Source organism: Enterobacter sp. Taxon_2, from assembly GCF_058355295.1.
The window spans coordinates 4,732,864-4,757,164 of the sequence record NZ_CM178024.1 but is presented as its reverse complement, the minus strand read 5'-3'; the positions used below and the strand labels follow the sequence as shown (position 1 = coordinate 4,757,164).

The following is a 24,301-nucleotide window of genomic DNA, read 5'->3' as shown; positions in this document are numbered from 1 at the left end:
ATAATGAACGCAACGAAACTGATTTTCAAGACGAACGATTCGTTCGTTTTATAGAACAAGAGGCCGTTATATGACGCAGCCGATCAGCCTGATCGCCAAAAATCTGGTGCGAGAACGCCTGCGAACCGGGCTTTCACTGGCGGAAATTGCCCGTCGTGCCGGGATCGCAAAATCCACCCTTTCCCAGCTGGAGTCCGGCAACGGTAACCCTAGCCTGGAAACGCTGTGGTCGCTTTGCGTGGCGCTGGATATTCCTTTCGCCCGCCTGCTTGAGCCGCAGTTGCCGACCACACAGGTGATCCGCCGCGGTGAAGGGACGAAAGTGGTCGCCGGACAGGCTAATTACGAGGCTATTTTACTGGCCGCATGCCCCCCCGGCGCGCGCCGCGATGTGTATCTTCTGATGACCCAGCCGGGTGCAGACCGTATTTCCCAGCCGCATCCGCCAGGCTCGGTTGAGCATATCATTGTCACGCAGGGACGGGCGCTGGTTGGCCTGCTTGACGCGGCGGAAGAGCTCGGCGCAGGGGATTACATTTGTTATCCCGCCGACCAGCCGCACATCTTTAAGGCCCTGGAGCCAGACACTTACGCGCTGCTGGTGGCGGAACAAAACTAACCCGACAATGCTGTCGTCTTCGCGGCAGCATCTTCCGTTAACCTCCTGAGTGAATTACCCATTTTAGCTTTTGTCAGAATGTGAATAACCTTATAAAAACTACGGCATTGATAATCATTTTCAATATCATTTAATTAACTATAATGAACCAACTGCTTACGCGGCATTAACAGCTGTGCCGCCCGACAATAATGGAGAGGATTATGAGTTATACACTGCCATCCCTGCCGTATGCCTACGACGCACTGGAACCGCATTTCGACAAGCAGACGATGGAAATCCATCACACTAAACACCATCAGACCTATGTGAACAACGCGAACGCCGCGCTGGAAAGCCTGCCAGAGTTCGCTAACCTGCCTGTTGAAGAGCTGATCACCAAGCTGGACCAACTGCCAGCGGACAAGAAAACCGTTCTGCGTAACAACGCTGGCGGCCACGCTAACCACAGCCTGTTCTGGAAAGGCCTGAAAACCGGTACCACCCTGCAGGGCGACCTGAAAGCGGCTATCGAGCGCGACTTCGGTTCCGTGGACAACTTCAAAGCGGAATTCGAAAAAGCCGCTGCTACTCGTTTCGGCTCTGGCTGGGCGTGGCTGGTTCTGAAAGGTGACAAACTGGCGGTGGTTTCTACTGCTAACCAGGACTCCCCGCTGATGGGTGAAGCGATCTCTGGCGCATCCGGCTTCCCAATCCTGGGTCTGGACGTGTGGGAACACGCTTACTACCTGAAATTCCAGAACCGTCGCCCGGACTACATCAAAGCGTTCTGGGACGTGGTGAACTGGGACGAAGCTGCAGCACGTTTCGCCGCTAAAAAATAAGGTTGCGTTGACGCCTGTGAGAAGCGAGTCTTATGACTCGCTTTTTTTGTATCTGCGTAATGGAGGCAGCAATGCATTACCCGGTGAACGTGTTTACAGGCAAGGTAAGGGAGTACGACGGCAGTCGCCCGAGCGCCATCGCTAAAATTCAGGTCGACGGTGAGCTGACGCTTACCGACCTCGGGCTGGCGGGTGACGAGCAGGCCGAAAAGAAAATCCACGGCGGGCCCGAGCGCGCGCTGTGCCACTACCCGCGCGAGCACTATCAGCACTGGAAAGCCGAATTCCCCGAACAGGCGGATCTGTTTGTCGCGCCCGCGTTCGGTGAGAACCTCTCGACCGAAGGGCTGACCGAGCAAAACGTCTTTATCGGTGATATTTACCGCTGGGGCGATGCCCTGATTCAGGTGACGCAGCCTCGCTCGCCGTGCTTCAAGCTCAACTTCCATTTCGGCATTCATGACATGTCGGCTCAGATGCAAAACGCGGGTAAAACCGGCTGGCTGTACCGTGTGGTGCTGGCTGGGCAGGTTTCAGCGGACGCACCGCTTGAGCTGGCATCACGCCTGAGCGATGTGTCTGTTTATGACGCCTGCGCCATTGCCTGGCATATGCCGTTTGATGACGAACAGTATCACCGTCTGCTGTCAGCGGCGGGGTTGTCGACCAGCTGGACGCGCACCATGCAAAAACGGCGGCTCAGTAACAAAATTGAAGACAATGCCCGTCGGTTATGGGGTAAATAGGTTTCTCTTTCGTTCGTCTCCCCCGTGCTAACGGGGGATGCTCCCTTCTTTTACACCGTACTCAACCTTTCCTTGCTTCATTCCTGATACATGGCCCACAAAAAAAGTGTTGGCCATGTAAAAACACTTGAGAATTCTTCCGGCTCAAATATCTTATGATCAAATTGGTTTAAACCAGATGATGTGGGATGAAAGAAAAAAACTACGTGGATGTGCTCAGGGAGCGTTTTGAACGCTGGCTGAGTGAACAAAACTTACCGGCTGGCTCGAAGCTACCGTCTGAGCGCGAGTTGTGCGAACTGCTGGATGCCAAACGCATGACCTTACGGCAGGTGCTGATTGAGCTGGAGGTGGGTGCACGGATATTTAGAAAGAACCGCAGCGGCTGGTTTATTTCTGCTAAGCGCTTTATCTATAACCCAAAATCCCTCTCCAGTTTTAATGCGGAAGCCCGTGCCCAGGGGCGAAATCCCTCCTGGGGCTATTTATCCCGTGAGAGCATGGAGAGCGTACCGCATCAGGTTGAGAGGGTGTTTCCCGCGTCTGAGAATTGCTATCGGGTAACAGGATGGTGTGGGCTCGATGAACATAAGGTTTTTTACCACGAGTCATATATTGATGCAGAAACCGCGCCGGGATATATCCATAAACTGGAGAACCAGTCGTTTGCCAGCGTCTGGGAAGATGAATTCGGTCATACCTTAACCATTAAAGAGATGATCTTCAAACCGGTCAATATGCCGGAGCTGGCCTGCAAAGAACTGGGTGTGGCACCGAATACTTACGGAATTTTGGTGGAAAAACACCGAGCGACACAGGATAAAAAAGTGGTGCAGGTCGATTTTGAATACTGGCGCCTTGAATCAGTGGAACTCGTTATTCATGATGAATGAGAAGAAAAATGAAAAATATTGATAAAGTACGGCTGGCGGAACGTGCGAGAAATATACCCCTCTATCTGCACGCCTACGCGTTTCATTTAAATATGCGCTATGAACGCGTATTGCCGGGTGATTTGTTAGACATAGCGTATCAGCAAAAATTAAAAGGGGTAAAAATTCATGTCGAAGACGGTGAAACGCAATCCCTGCAAAAATTAAATGACCAACAGTTACGCACGTTTAAAGAAAAAGCGCAAAGCTACCATCTGGATATTCATATTGAAACTAGCGCTTCGGATAAAGCGACGCTGGATGATGCGATCCGTATCGCCCTGGCGACGGGAGCGACCTCGGTGCGCTTCTACCCGCGTTATGAAGGGTATCTGAAAGACGTGCTCGATAAAATTGCCAGCGATATTGCGTATTTATCTCGTTATGACGATTGCGGCCTGAGTTTTACTATTGAACAACATGAAGATTTACAGGGCCATGAACTGGTGACGCTGGTGAAAAACAGCGGGATGAAAAACCTCTCAATTCTGTTCGACTTTGGCAATATGATTAATGCCAACGAAGAGCCGCTGGCGGCATTAGAGGTTATGGCCCCCTTGATTACCCAGGTGCATATTAAAGATGCGCGGATTATTAACGAGGGGAAAGGTTGGGGACATGAAGCCTGTCGTACCGGATACGGTGATCTACCTGTGGAGGAGATGCTAAAAAGATTATTACTTTTAGGTGATGAGCAACCCCAGGTCACCTCTTTTGGCTTAGAAGAAGAGGTGGAATATTATGCTCCTGCGTTCCGTTTCGACGATGAAGGGAATAACCCCTGGATACCGTGGCGAAATGCGAGCTATACCCCATTGCCCGACAGCACGATGGTAGATGCCCGTCTTGCGGAGGAAAAACATCACGCCCTTTCTCAAATTCAGTATATACGTAACGTGTGTCAAAAATTTATAACAACCTGACTAGTATTTAGGCCGTTAAAAAAGAACGTCAACATGAAGGCCATTTCATTTTGAGCTGGCTGAGGATTATTGCATTCATTTTCTGATTGAGAATGTTTTCTCAACCTACGCTAAGGGTGTTAATTATGTTCATGAATAAATGGGCACGACTCTGCTTTTTGATTTTAGGTGGCGGGACGATATTCAAACTTTCCAGTATGAAAGATGTCTTTTATGTACCTATGCAAAATGACTGGGGATTAACCAATACCCAAATTGGTTTAAGCTTTACGGTATATACTATTGTCCAGACAACGGGCCTGTTCCTCTCTCTGTATATTGCCGATCGTTACTCTAAAAAAATACTGCTGCCGTTTGGTTTAATCGGTGTGGGATTGTGCGGCCTCTACTTATCCACGCTGCCATCATTTACCGGGTATCTGCTCTGTTTTGCGGCGATGGCCTTTTTCGCTGACGTAGTTTACTGGCCAGTATTGCTGAAAGCGGTGCGTCTGCTGGGAACGCAGGAGGAACAGGGGCGTATGTTTGGCTTTCTTGAGGCTGGCCGCGGCGTGGTGGACGTGGTTGTTGCCTCCGGGGCACTGTTCGTCTTTGTGCACTTTGGGGAAGGCAAAGCGGGCATGCAGGCGGGGCTCTTATACTACACGCTGATTACCCTGGTCGCAGGGGGGGTCACCTACTTCATTGTCGATGACGACAAGGTCAAAGGCAGCGAAAAGGGGAGTGCCAACATGGAGGTGCTCAAGGGGATCAAACATATCCTCTCCTGCGCCAACGTCTGGCTGGCCGCGTTTGGCATTTTCTTCGTGTACGCTGCCTACTGCGGGCTGACATACTTTATCCCTTTCCTCAAAGATATTTATATGCTTCCGGTTGCTCTGGTGGGAGCCTACGGCATTATCAACCAGTATGCCCTGAAAATGGTGGGGGGACCGGTGGGCGGTTTCCTGGCGGATAAAGTGGCAAAATCGCCTACTGTCTACCTGAAGTGGACCTTCCTGATTGCCGCCGCGGCGATGATTGTCTTTATGCAGCTACCCCACCAATCGATGAACGTCTATATCGGGATGGCGGCAACCTTAGGTTTTGGGGCGATTATTTTCTCGCAGCGCGCCATTTTCTTCGCGCCGATGGATGAGATAGGCACCCCGCGTGAGTATGCCGGCTCGGCAATGGCGTTTGGCTGCATCATCGGTTACATGCCCGCCATGTTTGCTTACACGCTTTATGGCTGGTTGCTGGATACCCACACCGGTATCGCAGGCTACAACTATGTTTTTAGCGTGATGATCGCGTTCAGCCTGATGGGATTCGTCTGCTCAACGCTGCTGGTGAAACGGATCAAAAAGCAGAACCGCGCGGCAGTCACCGCGGAGGTATAAGGTCAGCTGTCCCCGGCAAACGCCGGGGACAGGGCGTCATGAACGTTTGTACAGCGGCAGCCAGAGGGTCAATCGCAATCCACCCAGCGGACTGTCATCGGCTTTCACCCAGCCACGGTGCTGCTGCATGGCGGTTTCCACAATCGCCAGGCCCAGCCCCGTACCCCCCGATTCCCGGTCGCGCGCCTCATCGGTACGATAGAACGGACGGAAAATCTGCTCGCGGTCTTCCGGGCTGACGCCAGGACCGTCGTCGTCGACAATGACGGTGATCCCGTCTTTATCCACCGAGAACGCCACCTCAATCTTCGTGTGCGAGTAGCGCAGGGCGTTACGCACGATATTCTCCAGCGCGCTTTCCAGCGTGTTGGGGTTACCGTACAGCGGCCATGGACCCGGTGGGAAGTTGACGGTGAAGGATTTACCCATCTGTTCCGCTTCGAACGCCGCGTTGTCCAGCACCTCGTGCCACAGGTGATTGGCTTTCACCGTTTCGCTGACCAGCGCGTTTTTCTGCTGATTACGCGACATGACCAGCAGGTCGTTGATCATGCTGTCCAGGCGGTGAGCTTCTGTTTCAATACGCTCCAGCTCTTTGCTCTCACCGCTGCGGCGGCGCAGCAGCGCGGTGCCAAGCTGCAGGCGGGTAAGCGGGGTACGCAGTTCGTGCGAGATATCCGACAGCAGACGCTGCTGTGCGGTCATCATGCGATCGAGAGCGCTCACCATCTGGTTAAAACTGGTCCCGGCGGCAAGGAATTCCTGCGGTCCGGCTTCCAGTTCAGGGTGTTGTCGCAGGTTACCCTGCGCCACTTCATCGGCGGCATTTTTCAGCTTACGCGCCGGTTTTGCCAGGCTCCACGCCAGCCATAACAGCAGCGGCGAGCTGACCAGCATGGTGACAATCAGCAGCAGGAGAGGGCGGTCAAACAGCAGGTTGATAAAATCAGACTGGGAGTTGCTCGCCGGACGGATCAGGTAGAGCTGATAATTATCCTCTCCGTCTCTGACGGAGAAAGGCCCTACCATTTCTACGCGGCCATATTTCTTCTTCTGGGGATGATCGGCGTTATCCGCCTGGCCAATGAAGTTGCGGATAATCTGCATTTCATTGCGATCGGCCCCAATGACGCGGCCTTCGCTGGTCACCAGCAGCAGGCGTTGTCCGGGCGGCGCCCACTTGTCGATAGCGCGAAATAATCTGCGCCACCACATTAAATCGTTCGGCGGATCGTTTGCCAGCTCGGCTTCCACGTGCTGCTCGATCATCACGCCCTGACGTTGCTCGCTGTCGAGAAGCTCCGTCATCTGGCGTGAGTCGAGTTTTGGCAACATCAGTACGAGCATTAAAACCAGTGCCAGCGTCAGCCAGAAGATGGCGAAGATGCGGGCGGTTAAGCTTCCTATCATGAAGCGGAAACCATCAGATAACCGCGACCACGCAGGGTTTTAAACCATGGGTGACCGTCTTTACGCTCCGGCAGCTTACGGCGCAGGTTAGAGATGTGCATGTCGATGGCGCGGTCAAACGGGGTAAGACGCTTGCCCAACACTTCCTGACTTAAATGCTCACGCGAAACCACCTGGCCGAGGTGCTGTGCCAGCAGGTACAGCAGGGTGAACTCCGTGCCGGTGAGTTCCAGCGTCTGGCCATCAAAGCTCGCTTCCTGACGGCCCGGGTTCAGGCTCAGGGAGTCGACTTCAAGGGTGGGTGAGCTGTTGTCGGTATTTTGCTGCTGCTCGCTCCAGTGGGAACGACGCAGGATCGCGCGAATACGGGCGACCAGTTCGCGGTCGTTAAACGGCTTCGGTAAATAGTCATCCGCGCCCAGCTCAAGGCCGAGTACGCGATCGAGTTCGCTGCCGCGTGCGGTCAGCATGATAACGGGAGTCTGGTGTGTCTGGCGAAGCTCTTTCAACGTATCAATACCGTTTTTCTTCGGCATCATCACGTCGAGCAAAAGTAAATCGATGCTGTCGTCAAGGAGACTCAGCGCCTGCTCGCCATCATGGGCAACCGAGACGTTGAAACCTTCCATGTCGAGCAACTCCTTTAAAAGGGATGTGAGCTCTCGGTCATCATCAACTAACAGGATTTTATTCATTGTTTAAATACCTCCGAGGCAGAAATTACGACATCAAGGCTGTCTAATCCATGACTTTACGTTGTTTTACACCCCCTGACGCATGTTTGCAGCCTGAATCGTAGACTGTCTCTCGTTGAATCGCGACACGAAAGATTTTGGGAGCAAGTGATGCGCAAAGTTACCGCTGCCGTCATGGCCTCAACGCTGGCGTTCAGTGCGTTTAGCCAGGCTGCTGAAGCTATCATCAGCGATAACAGTCCCTTACAAGAGGGCGCAACGCAGAACAGCAGCCAAAGCCATATGTTTGACGGCATAAGTTTAACCGAACATCAGCGTCAACAGATGCGAGATCTGATGCAGAGGGCGAGACACGACCAGCCCCCTGTTAATGTTAGCGAAATGGAGACAATGCATCGCCTTGTCACCGCAGAAAATTTTGACGAAAGCGCTGTACGCGCTCAGGCCGAAAAAATGGCACAGGAACAGGTTGCCCGCCAGGTCGAAATGGCGAAGGTCCGCAACCAGATGTTCCACCTGCTAACGCCCGAGCAGCAAGCGGTTTTGAACACCAGACATCAGCAGCGAATGGACCAGCTGCGTGAGGTTGCACGGATGCAGCGAAGCTCAGAAACGACGTTTTTCAGTAGCAATAGCAGTACCCGTAGTAACCAGTAAACCCTGTTTTCCTTGCCATAGACACCATCCCTGTCTTCCCCCACATGATGTGGGGGTTTTTTTTGCCCCGCATTCTGATTTGTTAACCGTTTATTCATCCTTCGACTCCACATGCTTCCGTTATACTAGCGGCATGACATGACAGGAGCGTTTATGAATCAATCCTATGGAAGACTGGTAAACCGGGCCGCCATGGCCGCGACGGTAATGGCGTCGTGCTTGCTGGTCATCAAAGTTTTCGCGTGGTGGTATACCGGTTCGGTCAGTATTCTGGCGGCGCTGGTGGACTCGCTGGTGGATATTGCCGCCTCGCTGACCAACCTGCTGGTGGTGCGTTACTCGCTGCAGCCAGCGGATGAAGAGCACACCTTTGGGCACGGTAAAGCGGAGTCGCTGGCCGCGCTGGCGCAAAGTATGTTCATTTCCGGTTCTGCGCTGTTCTTGTTTCTCACCGGCATTCAGCATCTCGTCTCACCGACACCGATGAACGATCCCGGCGTCGGCGTCGTTGTGACGATTGTCGCGCTTATATGCACACTTGTTCTGGTAACGTTCCAGCGCTGGGTTGTGCGCAAAACGCAAAGTCAGGCTGTACGGGCAGATATGCTTCATTATCAATCTGATGTTATGATGAATGGGGCTATTCTTATTGCGCTCGGTCTGGCCTGGTATGGCTGGCATCGGGCCGATGCGTTGTTTGCGTTAGGGATTGGTATCTATATTTTATATAGCGCCCTGCGGATGGGGTATGAAGCGGTGCAATCACTGCTTGACCGCGCCCTCCCGGACTCAGAACGTAATGAAATTTTTTCTATCGTGACCTCCTGGCCCGGCGTCAGCGGTGCACACGATCTTCGAACGCGGCAGTCAGGGCCGACCCGCTTTATTCAGATTCACATTGAAATGGAAGACAACCTGCCACTGGTTCAGGCTCACGTGATAGCTGAGCAGGTCGAGCAGGCGATTTTGCAGCGTTTTCCTGGTTCAGACGTCATCATTCACCAGGATCCCTGCTCGGTTGTACCCGGTCATGTAGGGCTTTCGTAATTCGTTGTAAAAAAGTGAGCCAGGCCAGCATTTTGTGTATAAATTACCGCCATTTGGTCTGACCTGAATCAATTCAGCTGGAAGGGATTGATATACTATTTGCAGTATTCGTTGGTCGATAAGTTTCTTCCGGCAACAGATTTCAATTTTGCATTCCTAAGTTCAGAGGTAGTCATGATTAAGAAAATCGGTGTGTTGACAAGCGGCGGTGATGCGCCGGGCATGAACGCGGCAATTCGTGGTGTTGTCCGTGCAGCGCTGACGGAAGGCCTGGAAGTTTTTGGCGTTTATGACGGTTATCTGGGCCTGTATGAAGATCGTATGGTTCAGCTCGACCGTTACAGCGTGTCTGACATGATCAACCGTGGCGGTACTTTCCTCGGTTCTGCGCGCTTCCCGGAATTCCGTGATGAACACGTTCGTGAAGTGGCTATCGAAAACATGAAGAAACGCGGCCTGGACGCCCTGGTGGTTATCGGTGGTGACGGCTCCTACATGGGTGCAAAACGTCTGACCGAAATGGGTTTCCCGTGCATCGGTCTGCCGGGCACCATCGACAACGACATCAAAGGTACTGACTACACTATCGGCTTCTTTACCGCGCTGGGTACCGTTGTTGAAGCGATTGACCGTCTGCGTGACACCTCGTCTTCTCACCAGCGTATCTCTATCGTTGAAGTGATGGGCCGTTACTGCGGCGACCTGACGCTGGCGGCAGCCATTGCGGGCGGTTGCGAATTTATCGTCGTGCCAGAAGTCGAATTTAGCCGTGAAGATCTGGTGGCTGAAATCAAAGCGGGCATCGCGAAAGGTAAAAAACACGCCATCGTGGCTATCACCGAGCACATCTGTGACGTTGACGAGCTGGCGAAGTACATCGAAGCCGAAACCAAACGCGAAACCCGCGCGACCGTACTGGGTCACATCCAGCGTGGCGGTTCCCCAGGCCCTTACGACCGTATTCTGGCGTCCCGTATGGGCGCGTACGCTATCGATCTGCTGCTGCAGGGTCACGGCGGCCGCTGCGTCGGTATTCAGAACGAAAAACTGGTTCACCATGATATCATCGACGCGATTGAAAACATGAAGCGTCCGTTCAAAGGTGACTGGCTGGACTGCGCGAAAAAACTGTACTGATCGGCGTTTTTTGCCCGGTGGCGCTGCGCTTACCGGGCCTGCAAAAGCACGGTTCGTAGGCCGGGTAAGGCGAAGCCGCCACCCGGCTTTTTTATGTGTACACGCTTTTTTATTCCACTACGTTATAGCCAATCTTTTTTTATTCTTTAATCCTCGATTCGCTTTCTGGCACGCTGCATTCATCAAAACACTACACAAGAGAGCTGGGCGATGAATAAATGGGGCGTGGGTTTAACATTATTGCTGGCATCGACCAGCGTTCTGGCTAAGGACATCCAGTTACTGAACGTGTCATACGACCCGACGCGTGAACTGTACGAGCAATACAACAAAGCGTTTGCGGCACACTGGAAACAGGAAACCGGCGACAATGTCGTGGTTCGCCAGTCCCACGGTGGTTCTGGCAAGCAGGCGACCTCCGTCATCAACGGGATTGAAGCCGACGTGGTGACCCTGGCGCTGGCCTACGATGTTGACGCGATCGCCGAGCGTGGCCGTATCGACAAAAACTGGATCAAACGCCTTCCGGATAACTCCGCGCCATACACGTCGACCATCGTTTTCCTGGTACGTAAAGGCAACCCGAAACAGATCCATGACTGGAATGACCTGATTAAGCCGGGCGTATCAGTCATCACGCCTAACCCGAAAAGCTCTGGCGGCGCTCGCTGGAACTACCTGGGCGCATGGGGCTACGCGCTGCACCACAACAATGGCGACCAGGCCAAAGCGCAGGAATTCGTGAAAGCGCTGTATAAAAACGTTGAGGTGCTGGACTCCGGCGCACGTGGCGCCACCAACACCTTCGTCGAGCGTGGGATTGGCGACGTGCTGATCGCATGGGAAAACGAAGCCCTGCTGGCCACTAACGAACTGGGTAAAGACAAATTCGAGATCGTGACTCCAAGCGAATCAATTCTGGCTGAACCGACCGTCTCCGTGGTCGATAAAGTGGTTGAGAAGAAAGATACCAAACCGGTGGCGGAAGCCTACCTGAAGTATCTGTACTCTCCAGAAGGCCAGGAAATTGCGGCGAAAAACTTCTATCGTCCACGCGATCCGGCCGTTGCGAAGAAATACGAAAGCGTCTTCCCTAAACTGAAACTCTTCACCATTGATGACGAGTTCGGCGGCTGGACCAAAGCGCAGAAAGAGCACTTCTCTAACGGTGGCACTTTCGACCAGATCAGCCAGCGCTAAGATTAGCCCATGACACGGTGACCCGGCGTGAGAAATCCGCCGGGTTTTTTATTTGGTCATCATTTTGCGTTACTCTTTTGCCTCTATTGAAAACAGGGAACGCGTTGTGAAAAAAATTATCTTATTGATCCTCATTGTCATCGCCCTTGCCGCTGGCGGCGTGTACTGGATGAAAGCGGGTAATCCGAATGCGTTGCGACATATCGTTCTCGACCAGTGTGTGCCGAATCAGATCCAGAACCGTAACCCGGCACCGTGTGCGCAGGTGAAAACGGACGCAGGCTACGTGGTGTTTAAAGATCGCAACGGGCCGCTGCAGTACCTGCTGATGCCAACCTACCGCATCAACGGCACCGAAAGCCCGCTTTTGACCGAATCTCATACGCCGAACTTTTTCTGGCTGGCCTGGCAGTCGCGCAGCTTTATGACTCTGAAGCGCGGCTCCGAGGTGCCTGACAGCGCCATTTCGCTGACGATTAACTCGCCGACAGGGCGCACGCAGAACCATTTCCATATTCATATCTCCTGCCTGCGCCCGGACGTGCGCGAGAAGCTCAACGCGGCACAGGGAGAAATCAGCACCCAGTGGCTGCCTCTTCCCGGAGGGCTGGAAGGACATGAGTATCTTGCTCGCCGGGTGACGGAAAATGAACTGGTGCAGCGCAGCCCGTTCATAATGCTGGCGGAAGAGCTGCCGGAAGCGCGCGACCATATGGGGCGCTTTGCCCTGGCGATGGCGCAGCAGTCGGATGGCTCGTTTGTGTTGCTGGCGACCGAGCGTAATCTGTTGATGCTCAACCGCGCGTCGGCAGAGGAATTGCAGGATCATCAATGCGCTATCCTGAAGTAACCCCACCATAAATCGCGTTTACTCGGGCTGCCTGTCACCGTAGACTTGCTGAAAAATTCTACAGGAGACAGGTATGTCGCTCTGGTTAACGTATCCTCTGCTGCTACCCTCACTGATTGTTGGCGTCACCATCGTTCTGTGGGCGACGTCGTTATTGCCGGAATTCATCACCGCGCTGCTGTTCTTCACGGCGGCGATGACCGCCAGAATCGCCCCGCCGGAGGTCATCTTCGGCGGTTTTGCCTCGTCGGCTTTCTGGCTGGTATTCAGCGGCTTTGTGCTCGGCGTGGCGATCCGTAAAACCGGACTGGCGGACAGGGCCGCCCGGGCGCTTTCGGCAAAGCTCACCGACTCCTGGGTGTTGATGGTGGCAAGCGTGGTGCTGCTGAGCTATGCGCTGGCGTTTGTGATGCCGTCGAACATGGGACGTATTGCGCTGCTGATGCCGATTGTCGCGGCGATGGCAAAACGCGCCGGTATCGCCGACGGCTCCCGCGCCTGGTTTGGTCTGGCGCTGGCGGTAGGGTTCGGGACTTTCCAGCTTTCGGCGACGATTCTGCCCGCTAACGTCCCTAATCTGGTGATGAGCGGTGCTGCGGAAGGTTCGTACGGCATCCATCTGAACTATGTCCCGTATCTGCTGCTGCACACGCCGGTGCTGGGCATTCTCAAAGGCCTGATCCTGATTGGCCTGATCTGCTGGCTATTTCCCGGTAGCCCGAAACCGCCGAAGGAACAGGCGCCCTCTGAGCCTATGGGGCGGGACGAAAAGCGTCTCGCCTGGCTGCTGGCGGTGGTGCTGGGGATGTGGGTGACGGAGAGCTGGCACGGCGTGGGACCCGCGTGGACGGGGCTGGCGGCGTCGATCATCGTTATGCTACCGCGTATAGGTTTTATCACCGGGGAGGAGTTTTCTGCGGGGGTGAATATGCGCACCTGTATCTACGTTGCCGGTATTTTGGGGCTGGCGATCGTCGTGACCCAAACCGGCATCGGAACGGCGGTGGGCGAGGCGTTGCTCCGCATTATGCCGCTGGATGCAGATAGACCGTTCACCAGTTTCCTGGCGTTGACCGGGATCACCACCGCACTCAACTTCATTATGACCGCCAACGGCGTGCCGGCGCTTTACACCACCCTGGCGCAGAGCTTCTCGGATGCGACCGGCTTCCCGCTGCTGTCGGTGATCATGATTCAGGTGCTGGGCTATTCTACGCCGCTGCTGCCGTATCAGGCGTCGCCGATTGTGGTGGCGATGGGGCTCGGGAAGGTGCCTGCAAGGGCGGGGATGGTGCTTTGTCTGGCGCTGGCGGTGGCAACTTATCTGGTGCTGCTGCCGCTGGATTATCTGTGGTTTAGCGTGTTAGGTAAGTTGTAGCGTTTTTGTAGGGCGGGTAAGCGCAAGCGCCACCCGCCACAAAGGCAATTACGCCTGTTTAGCCGCTTCTGCCGCTTTAACGATCACCGCGAAAGCGTCCGCTTTCAGGGATGCACCGCCAACCAGCGCGCCATCGATGTCTGGCTGGGTGAACAGCTCAGCAGCGTTGGAAGCGTTAACGGAACCACCGTACTGGATGATCACTTGCTCAGCGACTTTGGCGTCGGCTTTCGCAATATGGTCACGAATGAATTTGTGAACCGCCTGAGCCTGCGCAGGGGTTGCTGATTTGCCGGTACCGATCGCCCAGACAGGCTCGTAAGCGATTACCGCGCCTTCGAACGCTGCCGCGCCCTGGGTTTTCAGCACAGCGTCGATCTGACGTGCGCACACTTCTTCGGTTTTGCCCGCTTCGTTTTCTGCTTCGGTTTCACCGATGCACAGAACCGGGATCAGACCCTGCTCTTTCAGCACGGCGAATTTCTTCGCGATGAACTCGTCAGATTCTTTGTGATAGGTGCGACGCTCGGAGTGGCCGATGATGATGTATTTCGCGCCGATATCTTTCAGCATTTCAGCGGAGGTTTCACCGGTGAACGCGCCAGACAGGTTAACGTCAACGTTCTGCGCGCCCAGAATGATGTGGCTGCCGTCAGCGGCGTGTTTAGCCAGATCCAGGTACATATCCGGCGGAGCGATAGCAACCGCGCAGCCCGTCACGCCAGCCAGCTCTTTACGCAGGTTCGCAACCAGTTCGTTTACCATGTGGCGGCTGCCGTTCAGTTTCCAGTTACCCATCACTAAAGGATGTCGCATTTCAATTCTCCACGCTCAATAAGCGAATTAAGGAATATGGCCACCCTGTCGGGCAGCATGGTCTGTGAATCAGTATAGAGATTTTCCCTCGAAAGGCTTTGCTTTTTGTCATTAATTCGCCCCGTCGAGAGTGTCAGATAGTGCCAGCTTAATCGGTTCAACAGCGAAGGTCAGTCCTTTTTCGCCGTTGTCCGCTACAACATAGCGGATCGCGCCTTCAGTATCGGCGTAGTAACGCTTGTTTTTCCCGGCGGTAAGGAGTTTTTGCAGCTTTTGCTGACTTTGCTTTTTCGTCAGCGCAGGGGTAAAGGCCTGCAATACCGCGCTCATGTACTCCAGCGCTTTCGCCTTAGCAGCTTTCTGCTCTGGCCCCTGTATTGGCAGCCAGGTGATTTGCATGCTTTTGATTTTTAACGTCCCGCGCTCCAGCGCCGTGGAGGCATACAAATTCTCGTTAATCTTGCTTGCCGCACGGGTCAAGGTAGGCGTGTCGCGGGGGCCATCGATGGCACGAAACTCATCCAGCGGCAGCGTAGGGTTGGCCTGATTGAAGGTTTCACGAAACTCGCTGATGGACTGATCGAATGACGGCGCGCCCGCCAGCAGATACGGAGCTGTGGTCGGGGCAGTGGTTTCGGCGGCGTGCAGGGGATAACCCACGCTGAGCAGCGCTAAACACAGGAAGAGAGAACGTGCCGAACTTTTCATCAACATTGCCCCTGGCCGTAAGTGCTCATGATTAAAACGATATCTGGTCGGCTTGTCAAAAGGTCACAACTCCAGGGTAAAATGCGCGCTATACGATAATAAGGAACCTTACATGACCATACAGCAGTGGCTGTTTTCGTTCAAAGGGCGTATTGGACGCCGTGATTTCTGGATCTGGATGGTGACGTGGATTGTCGCCATGCTGCTTCTGTTTTTCGTTGCCTATAACGCATGGCTAAGCACGCAAACGGCGGCCTTCGCGCTGGTCTGTCTGCTATGGCCAACGGCGGCTGTCGTCGTGAAACGGCTGCACGATCGCGGACGTTCCGGCGCGTGGGCATTTCTGATTATTCTGGCGTGGATGCTGGTGGCGGGAAACTGGGCGATGCTGCCGTCCATCCTGCCGTGGGTTGTGGGCAGGCTGCTGCCGTCGGTCATCTTCGTGATGATGATTGTCGATCTGGGCGCGTTTATTGGCACCCAGAGCGAAAACAAATACGGTAAAGACACCGTTGAGGTGAAATACCGCTGATCACCAGTAGTGTTCGGCGGTCATATGGCCCGGTCGGCGGCGAAGATGTTTCGTCATCTGCCGGGTATCCTTCAGAAGCTGCTGCGTGTCGCGAACCATCTGCGGATTGCCACACAGCATGACGTGGCTGGTTTCAGCGTTCAGCGGCAAACCCACCGCGTCTTCCAGGGCTCCACTCTCAATTAACGCCGGCACGCGACCGGTCAGCGCTCCTGCTACGGTTTCACGGCTGACCACCGTCTGAATCTTTAACTTTCCGCCGTACTGCTGTTCCAGCGCCTGCATCTGCGGCAGGTAGCTCAGGTCTGCAGCGTAGCGCGCAGCGTGCACCAGCACGATGTTTTTAAAGCGCTCCAGATCTTTGCCGTACTGCAAAATAGAGAGATAAGGGCCGATGGCCGTACCGGTTGCCAGCATCCAGAGCGTGTCACAATCAGGGATCTCTTCGAGCACAAAGAAGCCTGCCGCTTCACTCACAATTTGCACGTCGTCGCCGGGCTTGAGGGCGGCAAGGCGCGGGCTGAGCTTACCGTCCGGAACGGTGACCAGATAGAACTCGAGATCCGGGTTATCAGGCGCGTTAACGTAAGAGTAGGCGCGCTGCACGCGTTCGCCGTCGACATCCAGCCCCAGCTTGGCGAATTGCCCGGCTTTAAACGGGTGGACGGGAGCATGGACGGTGAGACTAAATAGCGCATCGGTCCAGAACTCTATTTTCGTGACTTTACCTGTTACCCAGTCCGCCATGATCTTCTCCTGTGCTGTTTCTCTGTTCTATCTTCCGTACTTGTGGTGACAATTTCCAGCCCGTCAGGGCCGGAAAGCTCTATCGATCAAACGGTTTTACAGAATGTGCGTCTGTACGTCCGGGTCTTTGCGGTCGAGATAGTGGATAGACTGGATGCGGCGAATGGTGCGTGATTTACCGCGGATCAGCAGCGTTTCGGTGGTCGCCATATTGCCCTTGCGGGTGATACCGTCCAGTAGATCGCCTTTGGTGATGCCGGTCGCCGAGAAGACAACGTTGTCGCTACGGGCCATCTCGTCCAGAGCCAGCACTTTATTGGCCTCGATGCCCATCGCTTCGCAGCGCGCCAGCTCGTTTTCCCCGATACGGCGGTTCTCTTCGCTGTCGCCTTTTACCTCATGACGGGGGAGCAGACGAGCCTGCATGTCGCCGTCCAGCGCGCGGATCACTGCCGCAGAGACGACACCTTCCGGCGCGCCGCCGATGCCGTACAGCACGTCTACTTCGCTGTCCGGCATGCAGGTCAGGATCGAGGCGGCAACGTCACCGTCAGGAATAGCAAACACGCGCACGCCGAGCTTTTGCATCTGAGCGATGGTGGCGTCGTGGCGCGGTTTGGCCAGAATCGTCACGGTCAGTTCGCTAAGGGGTTTGCCCAGGGCTTTGGCGATGTTGTGCAGGTTCTCTTCCAGCGGCAGGCTGAGGTCGATTGCGCCCTTTGCGCCAGGCCCGACAATCAGCTTTTCCATGTACATATCCGGCGCGTTAAGGAAGCAGCCCTTATCGCCTACGGCCAGCACCGCCAGGGCGTTGGCCTGACCCATTGCCGTCATGCGCGTACCTTCGATCGGGTCGACGGCGATATCCACGGCATCGCCTTTGCCGGTACCGACTTTTTCACCAATATAGAGCATTGGCGCTTCGTCGATCTCGCCTTCGCCGATCACGATGGTGCCGTCGATGTTGACCTGGTTAAGGACAATGCGCATGGCATGGACGGCTGCGCCGTCTGCGGTATTTTTGTCGCCACGACCCAGCCATTTATAGCCTGCAAGGGCGGCCGCTTCGGTGACGCGGGAAAACTCGATAGCAAGTTCACGTTTCATGAGGTACTCGTGCAATCAAAAGGAATTGCACGAAGTTTATCACAGAGTGGGGAGGGGGGTTTTAAGTCCCCTCTCCCCTTTGGGGGGCTTACTCGTCGTGCTCTTCCCACGCCAGGGCGCGTTTCACCGCTTTCTTCCAGCCGCTGTAGCGGAAGTTACGCTCGGTGGTTTCGATGCCCGGGCGGAATTCGCGTTCGATCACCGCTTTTTCCTGCAGCTCGTCCAGGTTCTGCCAGAAGCCTACTGCCAGACCGGCAAGATACGCCGCGCCCAGCGCCGTCACTTCACGCACTTCAGGACGCTCAACGCGGGTGCCCAGAATGTCGGACTGGAACTGCATCAGGAAGTTATTCGCTACCGCACCGCCGTCCACGCGCAGGGCGTGCAGACGAATGCCGGAGTCAGCCTGCATCGCTTCCAGCACGTCGCGCGTCTGGTAGGCGATGGATTCCAGGGTGGCGCGAATAATGTGGTTAGAGTTCACACCGCGCGTGAGGCCGAAAATCGCGCCGCGTGCATACGGATCCCAGTACGGTGCGCCCAGACCGGTGAACGCAGGTACCACGTACACGCCGTTGGTGTCTTTCACTTTGGTCGCGAAGTACTCGGAATCGAACGCATCGCTGATCAGCTTCATCTCGTCGCGCAGCCACTGGATAGACGCGCCGGCCATGAACACCGCACCTTCCAGGGCATAGTTCACTTCGCCGCGCGGGCCGCAGGCGATGGTAGTCAGCAGGCCGTTTTCTGATTTCACCGCTTTCTCGCCGGTGTTCATCAGCATAAAGCAGCCGGTGCCGTAGGTGTTCTTCGCCATCCCTTCTTTGACGCACAGCTGGCCGAACAGCGCCGCCTGCTGGTCACCGGCAATACCGGCGATAGGAATACGGGTGCCGCCTTTGCCGCCGATGTTGGTCTGACCGTACACTTCTGAAGACTTGCGCACTTCAGGCAGCATCGCGCGTGGGATATCCAGCGCGTCCAGCATTTTGTCATCCCACTCCAGGGTGTTGATGTTGAACAGCATGGTGCGCGAGGCGTTGGTGTAGTCGGTAACGTGAACGCGTCCCTGGGTCATCTTCCAGATGAGCCAGGTGTCAACGGTACCGAACAGCAGCTCGCCGCGTTTCGCACGCTCGCGTGAACCTTCCACATGGTCGAGGATCCATTTCACTTTGGTGCCGGAGAAATACGGGTCAACCACCAGACCGGTGGCGCTGCGCACGTACTCTTCCATGCCGTCGCGCTTCAGCTGTTCGCAGATCTCAGAGGTACGGCGGCACTGCCAGACGATGGCGTTGTAAATAGGCTTACCGGTTTCACGTTCCCAGACAATCGTCGTTTCACGCTGGTTAGTGATACCAATCGCGGCAATCTCGTCGGAACTGATATCGGCTTTCGCCAGCACTTCGACCAGCGTGGAGCTTTGTGACGCCCAGATCTCCATCGGGTCGTGTTCTACCCAGCCTGGACGAGGATAAATTTGCTCAAATTCGCGCTGTGACACGCTGACGATGTTCGCGTCATGATCCATTACGACAGCGCGGGAGCTGGTAGTGCCCTGGTCGAGCGCAACGATATATTTTTTTTCGGTCATGGTATGTGTCCCGTAGTCAGATTACAGCGAAGCTTTTTGTTGTGCGGTAGAAGTCGTTTCCTTCTCCTCTTCCACACAGGTGTCGCACGGTAAATGGCGACCAATTAATTTGCGGTAGCTAAACGCACCCAGCGCAGCCCCGACAACCGGCGCAAACAGCGGTACCAGGAAGTAAGGAATGTCTTTGCCGCCGGTGAAGGCGACGTCGCCCCAGCCTGCGATAAAGGCGAACGCTTTTGGTCCGATATCACGTGCCGGGTTCATCGCGAAGCCGGTCAGTGGGCCCATGGAGGCGCCAATCACCGCAATCAGCAGGCCAATCAGCAGGGGGGCCAGCGGGCCGCGCGGAATGCCGTTTCCGTCGTCGGTCAGCGCCAGGATAACGCCCATCAGAATAGCGGTAATCACCATTTCAACTGCGAACGCCTGCACAAAATTGATATGCGGGTTTGGATAGGTTGAGAAGATGCCTGCCAGATCCAGACTTTCGACGCTGCCGCGTACCATATGATGCGTCTGTTCGAAGTCGATGAAAAGATTGTAATAAAGCCCGTAAACTAACGCCGCTGCGCAAAACGCGCCGGCAAACTGAGAAAGAATGAAAGGAACAACTTTGCGTCCGTCGAAGCACGCGAACAGCCACAGTGCGATTGTCACCGCCGGGTTAAGATGTGCACCAGACACTCCTGCGGTCAGGTAGATGGCCATCGCCACGCCCAGACCCCAGATGATACTGATTTCCCACTGACCAAAACTGGCACCCGCCACTTTCAGTGCAGCGACACAGCCCACTCCGAAGAATATCAACAACCCGGTACCAAGGAACTCGGCAATGCACTGGCCTTTTAAGGTTGATGTCTGACTCATAATCGGAATCCTGAAGAAATTGATGTTTATTGTTAGCATGGCCGCCCGTGACAGCCACGATGCCCTGTAGACATAGTGTTAATTTATCGTTAACGAGCAAAAACGAGAAATATCGAAATCAAAATGTGTGGTCTGTGTCAATAAAATGAGCGTTTTCGCGCCATAAAGCACATTTTTGCAGCAGTACAGGATTGGTACAGGAATGTGAGCTGAATCATTTCATTAACGAATCAGTTAACAATTTAGGGGTATATGACGCGAACGCACCAGGACCAGACCTAAAAGTGTTGCAAACCGCGATCTGCGCGGTGTGTCGCTGGACACAGAGCGCCGCGCTCCATACAATCGACGGTATATGTCGTGCGCGTTTATGTTAAAGCGTCGCCTTGCAATTCAGGAGAGGTAGCATCATGTCTTTAGAAGTGTTTGAGAAACTGGAATCGAAAGTACAGCAGGCGATTGACACCATCACCCTGCTGCAGATGGAAATTGAAGAGCTGAAAGAGAAGAACAACAGCCTCGCGCAGGAAGTTCAGAACGCGCAGCACGGCCGCGAAGAACTGGAGCGCGAAAACAACCAGCTGCGCGAACAGCAGAACGGTTGGCAGGATCGCCTGCAGGCGCTGCTGGGACGTATGGAAGAAGTCTGATTCCCATAGGGATGAACTGACCAGGCCGGGTAAGGCGATGCCGCTACCCGGCTTTTTTTATGCCAGTTATAAAAAAGGCCGCCAGAGGCGGCCTTAACGCTACTTGTCCTGCGCTGTCATAGCAAAAGCAACGAACACATTCGGTTCATCACTCTTTACAACGAGTACGCTGGCGACAATGAACGCGATACATAAATAGCGTTTCATTATGCGGTCCCTGCAGCTAACCGCTCCACCGTTCACCACCGGTGATAAGTCGGTGGACACAAGCCCTGGTGTGGGCTGTTTTACGGTTGTGAATACACCTTTCCCTGGACCGATGCCCATTTGCGAGATGGCGGAAAGGGACGCAGCATCATAGTTAACATCAGCCTCGCCGTTAAGATGTGCAAATAAAATTAGGATTTTATAAAGGGTTTAAGGGATTGCCTGCCATTTATTGAGAGGTATGATAAAAGTCCCTGGTGTGGAGCTGTAAATCCTCCCAACGGACCGCGAATCCCGAGGGACAAAAAAACCGCCACATTGCTGTTGGCGGTTTTTTTATGGTCATGCTTACGGTTTTACTACTCGATATCCAGCGGATCTTCGGAAAGGATAATGCCGGTATTATCGGCGTAGAGATGGTCGCCGGAGAAGAAGGTCACGCCGCCGAAATTGACGCGCACGTCGCTTTCGCCGATGCCGTCACCCGCCGCCCCTACCGGTATGGCCGCGATGGCCTGAATCCCGATATCCAGGTCTTCCAGATCGTCCACCTGGCGCACGGAGCCGTATACCACAAGGCCTTCCCATTCATTCTGGACGGCAATGCCGGCCAACTCAGCATCAATCAATGCACGGCGCACGGAACCGCCGCCATCGACCACCAGTACGCGGCCGCGGCCGTTCTGTTCGAGCAGATCGTACAGCAACCCGTTGTCCTCGAAACATTTCACCGTGACGATCTGTCCGCCAAACGACGACCGCCCACCAAAGTTGGAGAACAGCGGTTCAACGACGTTGACATCTTCCTGGTAGATGTCACAAAGCTCGGAGGTATCGTATTTCATAGGTTTAACGCTCAGTTGCTGCGAATGTGTTCAGTATATCGTGCGAAATGCGTTGTTGGCAAAATCATCAATTGTTAATTGATATTTGTCAGCTAACTGAGCGTCTGGCTTAAGACAATCCCGATGACGAACAACAGGTTAGTCAGCAGCGCGCCTTTTACCGTGCGCTCCAACATCGGCGGCATGGCGGACGGGCTGAGTTCACGCATCACAAAGCGGGCCTGCTTAATCAGCAGCGGCGCGGCAAGCACAAACAGCCAGCCCCACACGCTCTGCAACGAAATCAGGTTAAACAGCGCCAGGCAAACCAGCGCGCCAGTGAGCAGGCAGGCATGATAGCGGCGCGCATTCACCGGCCCCAGACGCACGGCCAGGGTATTTTTACCGTTCTCGCGATCGCTGTCGATGTCGCGCAGGTTGTTGATGTTGAGCACCGCCGTTGCCAGCAGGCCGCAGGCGGTCGCGGGCAGGAACAGGGCGGGGATCACCGTATGCGCCTGCAGGTACCAGCTTCCCATCACGCTCAGCCAGCCGAAGAAAACCAGTACGGAGATATCACCGAGCCCAATATAACCGTAAGGTCGCGTGCCGACGGTGTAGGTGATGGCCGCGATAATGGCCAGTAAACCCAGCACCAGGAAGCCAATGAAATCGCTGGGAGTCTTAGACGCCACCGTCACCAGCGCCAGGCCGGATGCGCAGATCAACACCACGGTGATAATCAGCGCGCGCTTCATCTGCGCCTGGCTAATCACCCCTTTCTGCATTCCGCGCAGTGGCCCTATGCGGTCCGGCTTGTCGCTGCCTTTTACCGCGTCACCGTAGTCGTTGGCGAGATTGGAGAGGATTTGCAGCAGGCCGGCGGTAATCAATGCCAGCGCGGCGACCAGCGGATCAAAATAACCCTGCCACCAGGCAAGGGCGGTGCCGACGATAATCGCGGCAAAGGCCAGAGGAAGTGTTTTAGGGCGCAGACTTTCGAGCCACGCCTGAGTACGGCTGATGTCAGTCATAAGTATTTAGCCAATAAAAATGGGGGCATTAGCCCCCATTAAACGTGATGAGAATCCAGTAACCGCGATTATAGGATAAAACGGCTCAGATCTTCATCTGCCACTAACGCATCCAGATGTTTACTCACATATTCTGCGTCAATGGTAACGGTTTGACCGTTCAGGTCGCTCGCGTCGTAAGAGATATCTTCGACCAGGCGTTCCAGCACGGTATGCAGACGACGCGCACCAATGTTTTCGGTGGTTTCGTTCACCTGCCATGCAGCCTGAGCAATACGTTTGATACCGTCTTCGGTGAACTCGAGGTTCACGCCTTCGGTCGCCATCAGCGCTTTGTATTGTACGGTAGCAGAGGCGTTTGGCTCAGTCAGGATACGTTCGAAATCTTCGGTGGTCAGCGCCTGCAGCTCAACGCGGATAGGCAGACGGCCCTGCAGCTCGGGGATCAGATCCGACGGGCTGGCAACCTGGAAGGCACCTGATGCGATAAACAGGATGTGGTCCGTTTTCACCATGCCGTGCTTGGTGGAGACGGTGCAGCCTTCTACCAGCGGCAGCAGGTCGCGCTGAACGCCTTCGCGGGATACATCCGGGCCGGAGCTGTTGCCGCCGCGCTTACAGATTTTGTCGATCTCGTCGATAAACACGATACCGTGCTGCTCAACCGCGTCGATAGCGTCCTGCTTCAGCTCTTCCGGGTTCACCAGCTTCGCGGCTTCTTCTTCAATCAGCAGCTTCATTGCGTCTTTAATTTTCAGCTTACGCGCTTTCTGCTTCTGGCCGCCCAGGTTCTGGAACATGGACTGCAGCTGGCTGGTCATTTCTTCCATGCCCGGAGGCGCCATGATTTCCACACCCATTGGTGCGGCAGCGAGATCGATCTCAATCTCTTTGTCGTCCAGCTGGCCTTCACGCAGCTTCTTGCGGAACGCCTGACGCGCAGCGGACGGTTCCGCCTGCTGTTCTGCCTGGCCCCAGTTGTTTTTTGCCGGTGGGATCAGCACGTCGAGAATGCGCTCTTCGGCCATCTCTTCCGCGCGATAGCGGTTTTTCTCGATTGCCTGGACGCGCACCATTTTGATCGCCGAGTCGGTCAGATCGCGGATGATGGAGTCCACTTCTTTACCCACGTAGCCCACTTCGGTGAACTTGGTGGCTTCAACTTTGATGAACGGCGCGTTGGCCAGCTTCGCCAGACGACGGGCGATTTCGGTTTTACCGACGCCGGTCGGGCCGATCATCAGAATGTTCTTCGGCGTGACTTCGTGGCGCAGCTCTTCGTCAAGCTGCATACGACGCCAGCGGTTACGCAGGGCGATAGCCACGGAGCGCTTGGCGTTATCCTGGCCGATAATGTGTTTGTTCAGTTCGCTGACAATTTCGCGTGGGGTCATTTCAGACATGGGAGATCC

25 protein-coding genes are annotated in these 24,301 nt (G+C 54.8%); 14 read left to right on the top strand and 11 right to left on the bottom strand.

The window, feature by feature from the left end:
• The first annotated feature begins 70 nt into the window (after nt 1–70).
• The 6 genes from AC4IC4_RS22590 (at nt 71) to AC4IC4_RS22565 (ending at nt 5,426) form a co-directional block, all read left to right on the top strand.
• Nucleotides 71–619 (top strand): helix-turn-helix domain-containing protein, encoded by a 549-nt coding sequence (locus AC4IC4_RS22590; protein ID WP_491471915.1) that lies wholly within the window; start codon nt 71–73, stop codon nt 617–619.
• Nucleotides 620–822: 203 nt separating this feature from the next.
• Nucleotides 823–1,443 (top strand): superoxide dismutase [Mn], encoded by a 621-nt coding sequence (gene sodA / locus AC4IC4_RS22585; protein ID WP_003861999.1) that lies wholly within the window; start codon nt 823–825, stop codon nt 1,441–1,443.
• A gap of 71 nt (nt 1,444–1,514) precedes the next feature.
• Nucleotides 1,515–2,189: a 6-hydroxyaminopurine reductase gene (yiiM, locus tag AC4IC4_RS22580; protein ID WP_090420844.1), complete on the top strand. Its 675-nt coding sequence runs from the start codon at nt 1,515–1,517 to the stop codon at nt 2,187–2,189.
• Nucleotides 2,190–2,377: 188 nt separating this feature from the next.
• A complete protein-coding gene (locus AC4IC4_RS22575) occupies nt 2,378–3,082 on the top strand; it encodes a UTRA domain-containing protein (protein WP_491471914.1) in 705 nt (234 codons plus the stop codon).
• Nucleotides 3,083–3,090: 8 nt separating this feature from the next.
• Nucleotides 3,091–4,044, top strand: coding sequence for a sugar phosphate isomerase/epimerase family protein (locus AC4IC4_RS22570; RefSeq protein WP_208763356.1), 954 nt, complete (start codon nt 3,091–3,093; stop codon nt 4,042–4,044).
• Between the two features lie 131 nt (nt 4,045–4,175).
• Nucleotides 4,176–5,426 carry an MFS transporter gene (locus AC4IC4_RS22565; RefSeq protein ID WP_491472854.1) on the top strand — a complete coding sequence of 417 codons (1,251 nt, stop codon included), beginning with the start codon at nt 4,176–4,178 and terminating at the stop codon, nt 5,424–5,426.
• A 36-nt stretch (nt 5,427–5,462) separates the two neighbouring features.
• Here AC4IC4_RS22565 and cpxA read toward each other — a convergent pair whose 3' ends face one another.
• Together cpxA and cpxR are read right to left on the bottom strand one after the other, a co-directional pair.
• Nucleotides 5,463–6,836 carry an envelope stress sensor histidine kinase CpxA gene (gene cpxA / locus AC4IC4_RS22560; protein WP_023309731.1) on the bottom strand — a complete coding sequence of 458 codons (1,374 nt, stop codon included), beginning with the start codon at nt 6,834–6,836 and terminating at the stop codon, nt 5,463–5,465.
• Nucleotides 6,833–7,531, bottom strand: a complete 699-nt coding sequence (cpxR, locus tag AC4IC4_RS22555; RefSeq protein WP_491471913.1) for an envelope stress response regulator transcription factor CpxR — start codon at nt 7,529–7,531, stop codon at nt 6,833–6,835. Before cpxR ends, cpxA begins: the two co-directional genes overlap by 4 nt.
• A 150-nt stretch (nt 7,532–7,681) precedes the next feature.
• On the opposite strand from cpxR, the gene cpxP reads away from it, so the two are divergent.
• From cpxP to AC4IC4_RS22525, 6 genes are all read left to right on the top strand, one after another.
• Nucleotides 7,682–8,188, top strand: a complete 507-nt coding sequence (gene cpxP, locus AC4IC4_RS22550) for a cell-envelope stress modulator CpxP (protein ID WP_024909200.1) — start codon at nt 7,682–7,684, stop codon at nt 8,186–8,188.
• 153 nt (nt 8,189–8,341) lie between these two features.
• A complete protein-coding gene (gene fieF / locus AC4IC4_RS22545; protein ID WP_024909199.1) occupies nt 8,342–9,235 on the top strand; it encodes a CDF family cation-efflux transporter FieF in 894 nt (297 codons plus the stop codon).
• A 174-nt stretch (nt 9,236–9,409) separates the two neighbouring features.
• Nucleotides 9,410–10,372 carry a 6-phosphofructokinase gene (gene pfkA, locus AC4IC4_RS22540; protein ID WP_023309696.1) on the top strand — a complete coding sequence of 321 codons (963 nt, stop codon included), beginning with the start codon at nt 9,410–9,412 and terminating at the stop codon, nt 10,370–10,372.
• A gap of 210 nt (nt 10,373–10,582) precedes the next feature.
• On the top strand, nt 10,583–11,572 hold the full coding sequence (locus AC4IC4_RS22535; RefSeq protein ID WP_491471912.1) for a sulfate ABC transporter substrate-binding protein: 990 nt from the start codon (nt 10,583–10,585) through the stop codon (nt 11,570–11,572).
• A 106-nt stretch (nt 11,573–11,678) separates the two neighbouring features.
• Nucleotides 11,679–12,422: a CDP-diacylglycerol diphosphatase gene (locus AC4IC4_RS22530; protein WP_032648501.1), complete on the top strand. Its 744-nt coding sequence runs from the start codon at nt 11,679–11,681 to the stop codon at nt 12,420–12,422.
• Between the two features lie 73 nt (nt 12,423–12,495).
• On the top strand, nt 12,496–13,800 hold the full coding sequence (locus AC4IC4_RS22525) for an SLC13 family permease (RefSeq protein WP_148769945.1): 1,305 nt from the start codon (nt 12,496–12,498) through the stop codon (nt 13,798–13,800).
• Nucleotides 13,801–13,848: 48 nt separating this feature from the next.
• Here the strand turns inward: AC4IC4_RS22525 and tpiA are convergent, their stop codons facing one another.
• Entirely contained in the window at nt 13,849–14,616 is a 768-nt protein-coding gene (tpiA, locus tag AC4IC4_RS22520) for a triose-phosphate isomerase (RefSeq protein WP_014172206.1), read from the bottom strand.
• A gap of 111 nt (nt 14,617–14,727) precedes the next feature.
• Entirely contained in the window at nt 14,728–15,324 is a 597-nt protein-coding gene (locus tag AC4IC4_RS22515; RefSeq protein WP_024909195.1) for a DUF1454 family protein, read from the bottom strand.
• Nucleotides 15,325–15,436: 112 nt separating this feature from the next.
• Here AC4IC4_RS22515 and AC4IC4_RS22510 point away from each other — a divergent pair, with 112 nt between their 5' ends.
• Entirely contained in the window at nt 15,437–15,856 is a 420-nt protein-coding gene (locus AC4IC4_RS22510; protein ID WP_023333860.1) for a DUF805 domain-containing protein, read from the top strand.
• On the opposite strand, the gene fpr is transcribed toward AC4IC4_RS22510, so the two are convergent.
• From fpr to AC4IC4_RS22490, 4 genes are all read right to left on the bottom strand, one after another.
• Complete coding sequence (fpr, locus tag AC4IC4_RS22505; protein WP_061716293.1) at nt 15,857–16,603, bottom strand: ferredoxin--NADP(+) reductase; 747 nt, start codon at nt 16,601–16,603, stop codon at nt 15,857–15,859. It lies immediately after the preceding gene.
• A gap of 96 nt (nt 16,604–16,699) precedes the next feature.
• Nucleotides 16,700–17,710, bottom strand: coding sequence for a class II fructose-bisphosphatase (gene glpX / locus AC4IC4_RS22500; protein WP_032662725.1), 1,011 nt, complete (start codon nt 17,708–17,710; stop codon nt 16,700–16,702).
• A gap of 88 nt (nt 17,711–17,798) precedes the next feature.
• Nucleotides 17,799–19,307, bottom strand: a complete 1,509-nt coding sequence (gene glpK / locus AC4IC4_RS22495; RefSeq protein ID WP_014885706.1) for a glycerol kinase GlpK — start codon at nt 19,305–19,307, stop codon at nt 17,799–17,801.
• Nucleotides 19,308–19,328: 21 nt separating this feature from the next.
• Entirely contained in the window at nt 19,329–20,174 is an 846-nt protein-coding gene (locus tag AC4IC4_RS22490; protein WP_014885705.1) for an MIP/aquaporin family protein, read from the bottom strand.
• Nucleotides 20,175–20,584: 410 nt separating this feature from the next.
• On the opposite strand from AC4IC4_RS22490, the gene zapB reads away from it, so the two are divergent.
• The gene (gene zapB / locus AC4IC4_RS22485; RefSeq protein WP_010436935.1) at nt 20,585–20,824 is read left to right on the top strand and encodes a septal ring assembly protein ZapB; all 240 of its coding nucleotides are present in this window, start codon (nt 20,585–20,587) and stop codon (nt 20,822–20,824) included.
• A gap of 566 nt (nt 20,825–21,390) precedes the next feature.
• On the opposite strand, the gene rraA is transcribed toward zapB, so the two are convergent.
• From rraA to hslU, 3 genes are all read right to left on the bottom strand, one after another.
• Entirely contained in the window at nt 21,391–21,876 is a 486-nt protein-coding gene (gene rraA, locus AC4IC4_RS22480) for a ribonuclease E activity regulator RraA (protein ID WP_023309687.1), read from the bottom strand.
• A 92-nt stretch (nt 21,877–21,968) separates the two neighbouring features.
• Nucleotides 21,969–22,889 carry a 1,4-dihydroxy-2-naphthoate polyprenyltransferase gene (gene menA / locus AC4IC4_RS22475; protein WP_491471911.1) on the bottom strand — a complete coding sequence of 307 codons (921 nt, stop codon included), beginning with the start codon at nt 22,887–22,889 and terminating at the stop codon, nt 21,969–21,971.
• 68 nt (nt 22,890–22,957) lie between these two features.
• A complete protein-coding gene (gene hslU, locus AC4IC4_RS22470; RefSeq protein WP_023309685.1) occupies nt 22,958–24,292 on the bottom strand; it encodes an ATP-dependent protease ATPase subunit HslU in 1,335 nt (444 codons plus the stop codon).
• Between the last annotated feature and the right edge of the window lie 9 nt (nt 24,293–24,301).

What these genes read in the sequence shown, in the direction of transcription:
- AC4IC4_RS22575 (WP_491471914.1), top strand. Translation starts at nt 2,378, where the DNA reads ATGAAAGAAAAAAACTACGTGGATGTGCTCAGGGAGCGTTTTGAACGC.
- fieF (WP_024909199.1), top strand. Translation starts at nt 8,342, where the DNA reads ATGAATCAATCCTATGGAAGACTGGTAAACCGGGCCGCCATGGCCGCG.
- pfkA (WP_023309696.1), top strand. Translation starts at nt 9,410, where the DNA reads ATGATTAAGAAAATCGGTGTGTTGACAAGCGGCGGTGATGCGCCGGGC.
- AC4IC4_RS22565 (WP_491472854.1), top strand. Translation starts at nt 4,176, where the DNA reads ATGAATAAATGGGCACGACTCTGCTTTTTGATTTTAGGTGGCGGGACG.
- glpK (WP_014885706.1), bottom strand. Translation starts at nt 19,307, where the DNA reads ATGACCGAAAAAAAATATATCGTTGCGCTCGACCAGGGCACTACCAGC.
- yiiM (WP_090420844.1), top strand. Translation starts at nt 1,515, where the DNA reads ATGCATTACCCGGTGAACGTGTTTACAGGCAAGGTAAGGGAGTACGAC.
- sodA (WP_003861999.1), top strand. Translation starts at nt 823, where the DNA reads ATGAGTTATACACTGCCATCCCTGCCGTATGCCTACGACGCACTGGAA.
- rraA (WP_023309687.1), bottom strand. Translation starts at nt 21,876, where the DNA reads ATGAAATACGATACCTCCGAGCTTTGTGACATCTACCAGGAAGATGTC.
- AC4IC4_RS22570 (WP_208763356.1), top strand. Translation starts at nt 3,091, where the DNA reads ATGAAAAATATTGATAAAGTACGGCTGGCGGAACGTGCGAGAAATATA.
- cpxP (WP_024909200.1), top strand. Translation starts at nt 7,682, where the DNA reads ATGCGCAAAGTTACCGCTGCCGTCATGGCCTCAACGCTGGCGTTCAGT.
- hslU (WP_023309685.1), bottom strand. Translation starts at nt 24,292, where the DNA reads ATGTCTGAAATGACCCCACGCGAAATTGTCAGCGAACTGAACAAACAC.
- glpX (WP_032662725.1), bottom strand. Translation starts at nt 17,710, where the DNA reads ATGAAACGTGAACTTGCTATCGAGTTTTCCCGCGTCACCGAAGCGGCC.
- AC4IC4_RS22525 (WP_148769945.1), top strand. Translation starts at nt 12,496, where the DNA reads ATGTCGCTCTGGTTAACGTATCCTCTGCTGCTACCCTCACTGATTGTT.
- cpxA (WP_023309731.1), bottom strand. Translation starts at nt 6,836, where the DNA reads ATGATAGGAAGCTTAACCGCCCGCATCTTCGCCATCTTCTGGCTGACG.
- AC4IC4_RS22510 (WP_023333860.1), top strand. Translation starts at nt 15,437, where the DNA reads ATGACCATACAGCAGTGGCTGTTTTCGTTCAAAGGGCGTATTGGACGC.
- menA (WP_491471911.1), bottom strand. Translation starts at nt 22,889, where the DNA reads ATGACTGACATCAGCCGTACTCAGGCGTGGCTCGAAAGTCTGCGCCCT.
- AC4IC4_RS22490 (WP_014885705.1), bottom strand. Translation starts at nt 20,174, where the DNA reads ATGAGTCAGACATCAACCTTAAAAGGCCAGTGCATTGCCGAGTTCCTT.
- tpiA (WP_014172206.1), bottom strand. Translation starts at nt 14,616, where the DNA reads ATGCGACATCCTTTAGTGATGGGTAACTGGAAACTGAACGGCAGCCGC.
- AC4IC4_RS22535 (WP_491471912.1), top strand. Translation starts at nt 10,583, where the DNA reads ATGAATAAATGGGGCGTGGGTTTAACATTATTGCTGGCATCGACCAGC.
- zapB (WP_010436935.1), top strand. Translation starts at nt 20,585, where the DNA reads ATGTCTTTAGAAGTGTTTGAGAAACTGGAATCGAAAGTACAGCAGGCG.
- fpr (WP_061716293.1), bottom strand. Translation starts at nt 16,603, where the DNA reads ATGGCGGACTGGGTAACAGGTAAAGTCACGAAAATAGAGTTCTGGACC.
- AC4IC4_RS22515 (WP_024909195.1), bottom strand. Translation starts at nt 15,324, where the DNA reads ATGAAAAGTTCGGCACGTTCTCTCTTCCTGTGTTTAGCGCTGCTCAGC.
- cpxR (WP_491471913.1), bottom strand. Translation starts at nt 7,531, where the DNA reads ATGAATAAAATCCTGTTAGTTGATGATGACCGAGAGCTCACATCCCTT.
- AC4IC4_RS22590 (WP_491471915.1), top strand. Translation starts at nt 71, where the DNA reads ATGACGCAGCCGATCAGCCTGATCGCCAAAAATCTGGTGCGAGAACGC.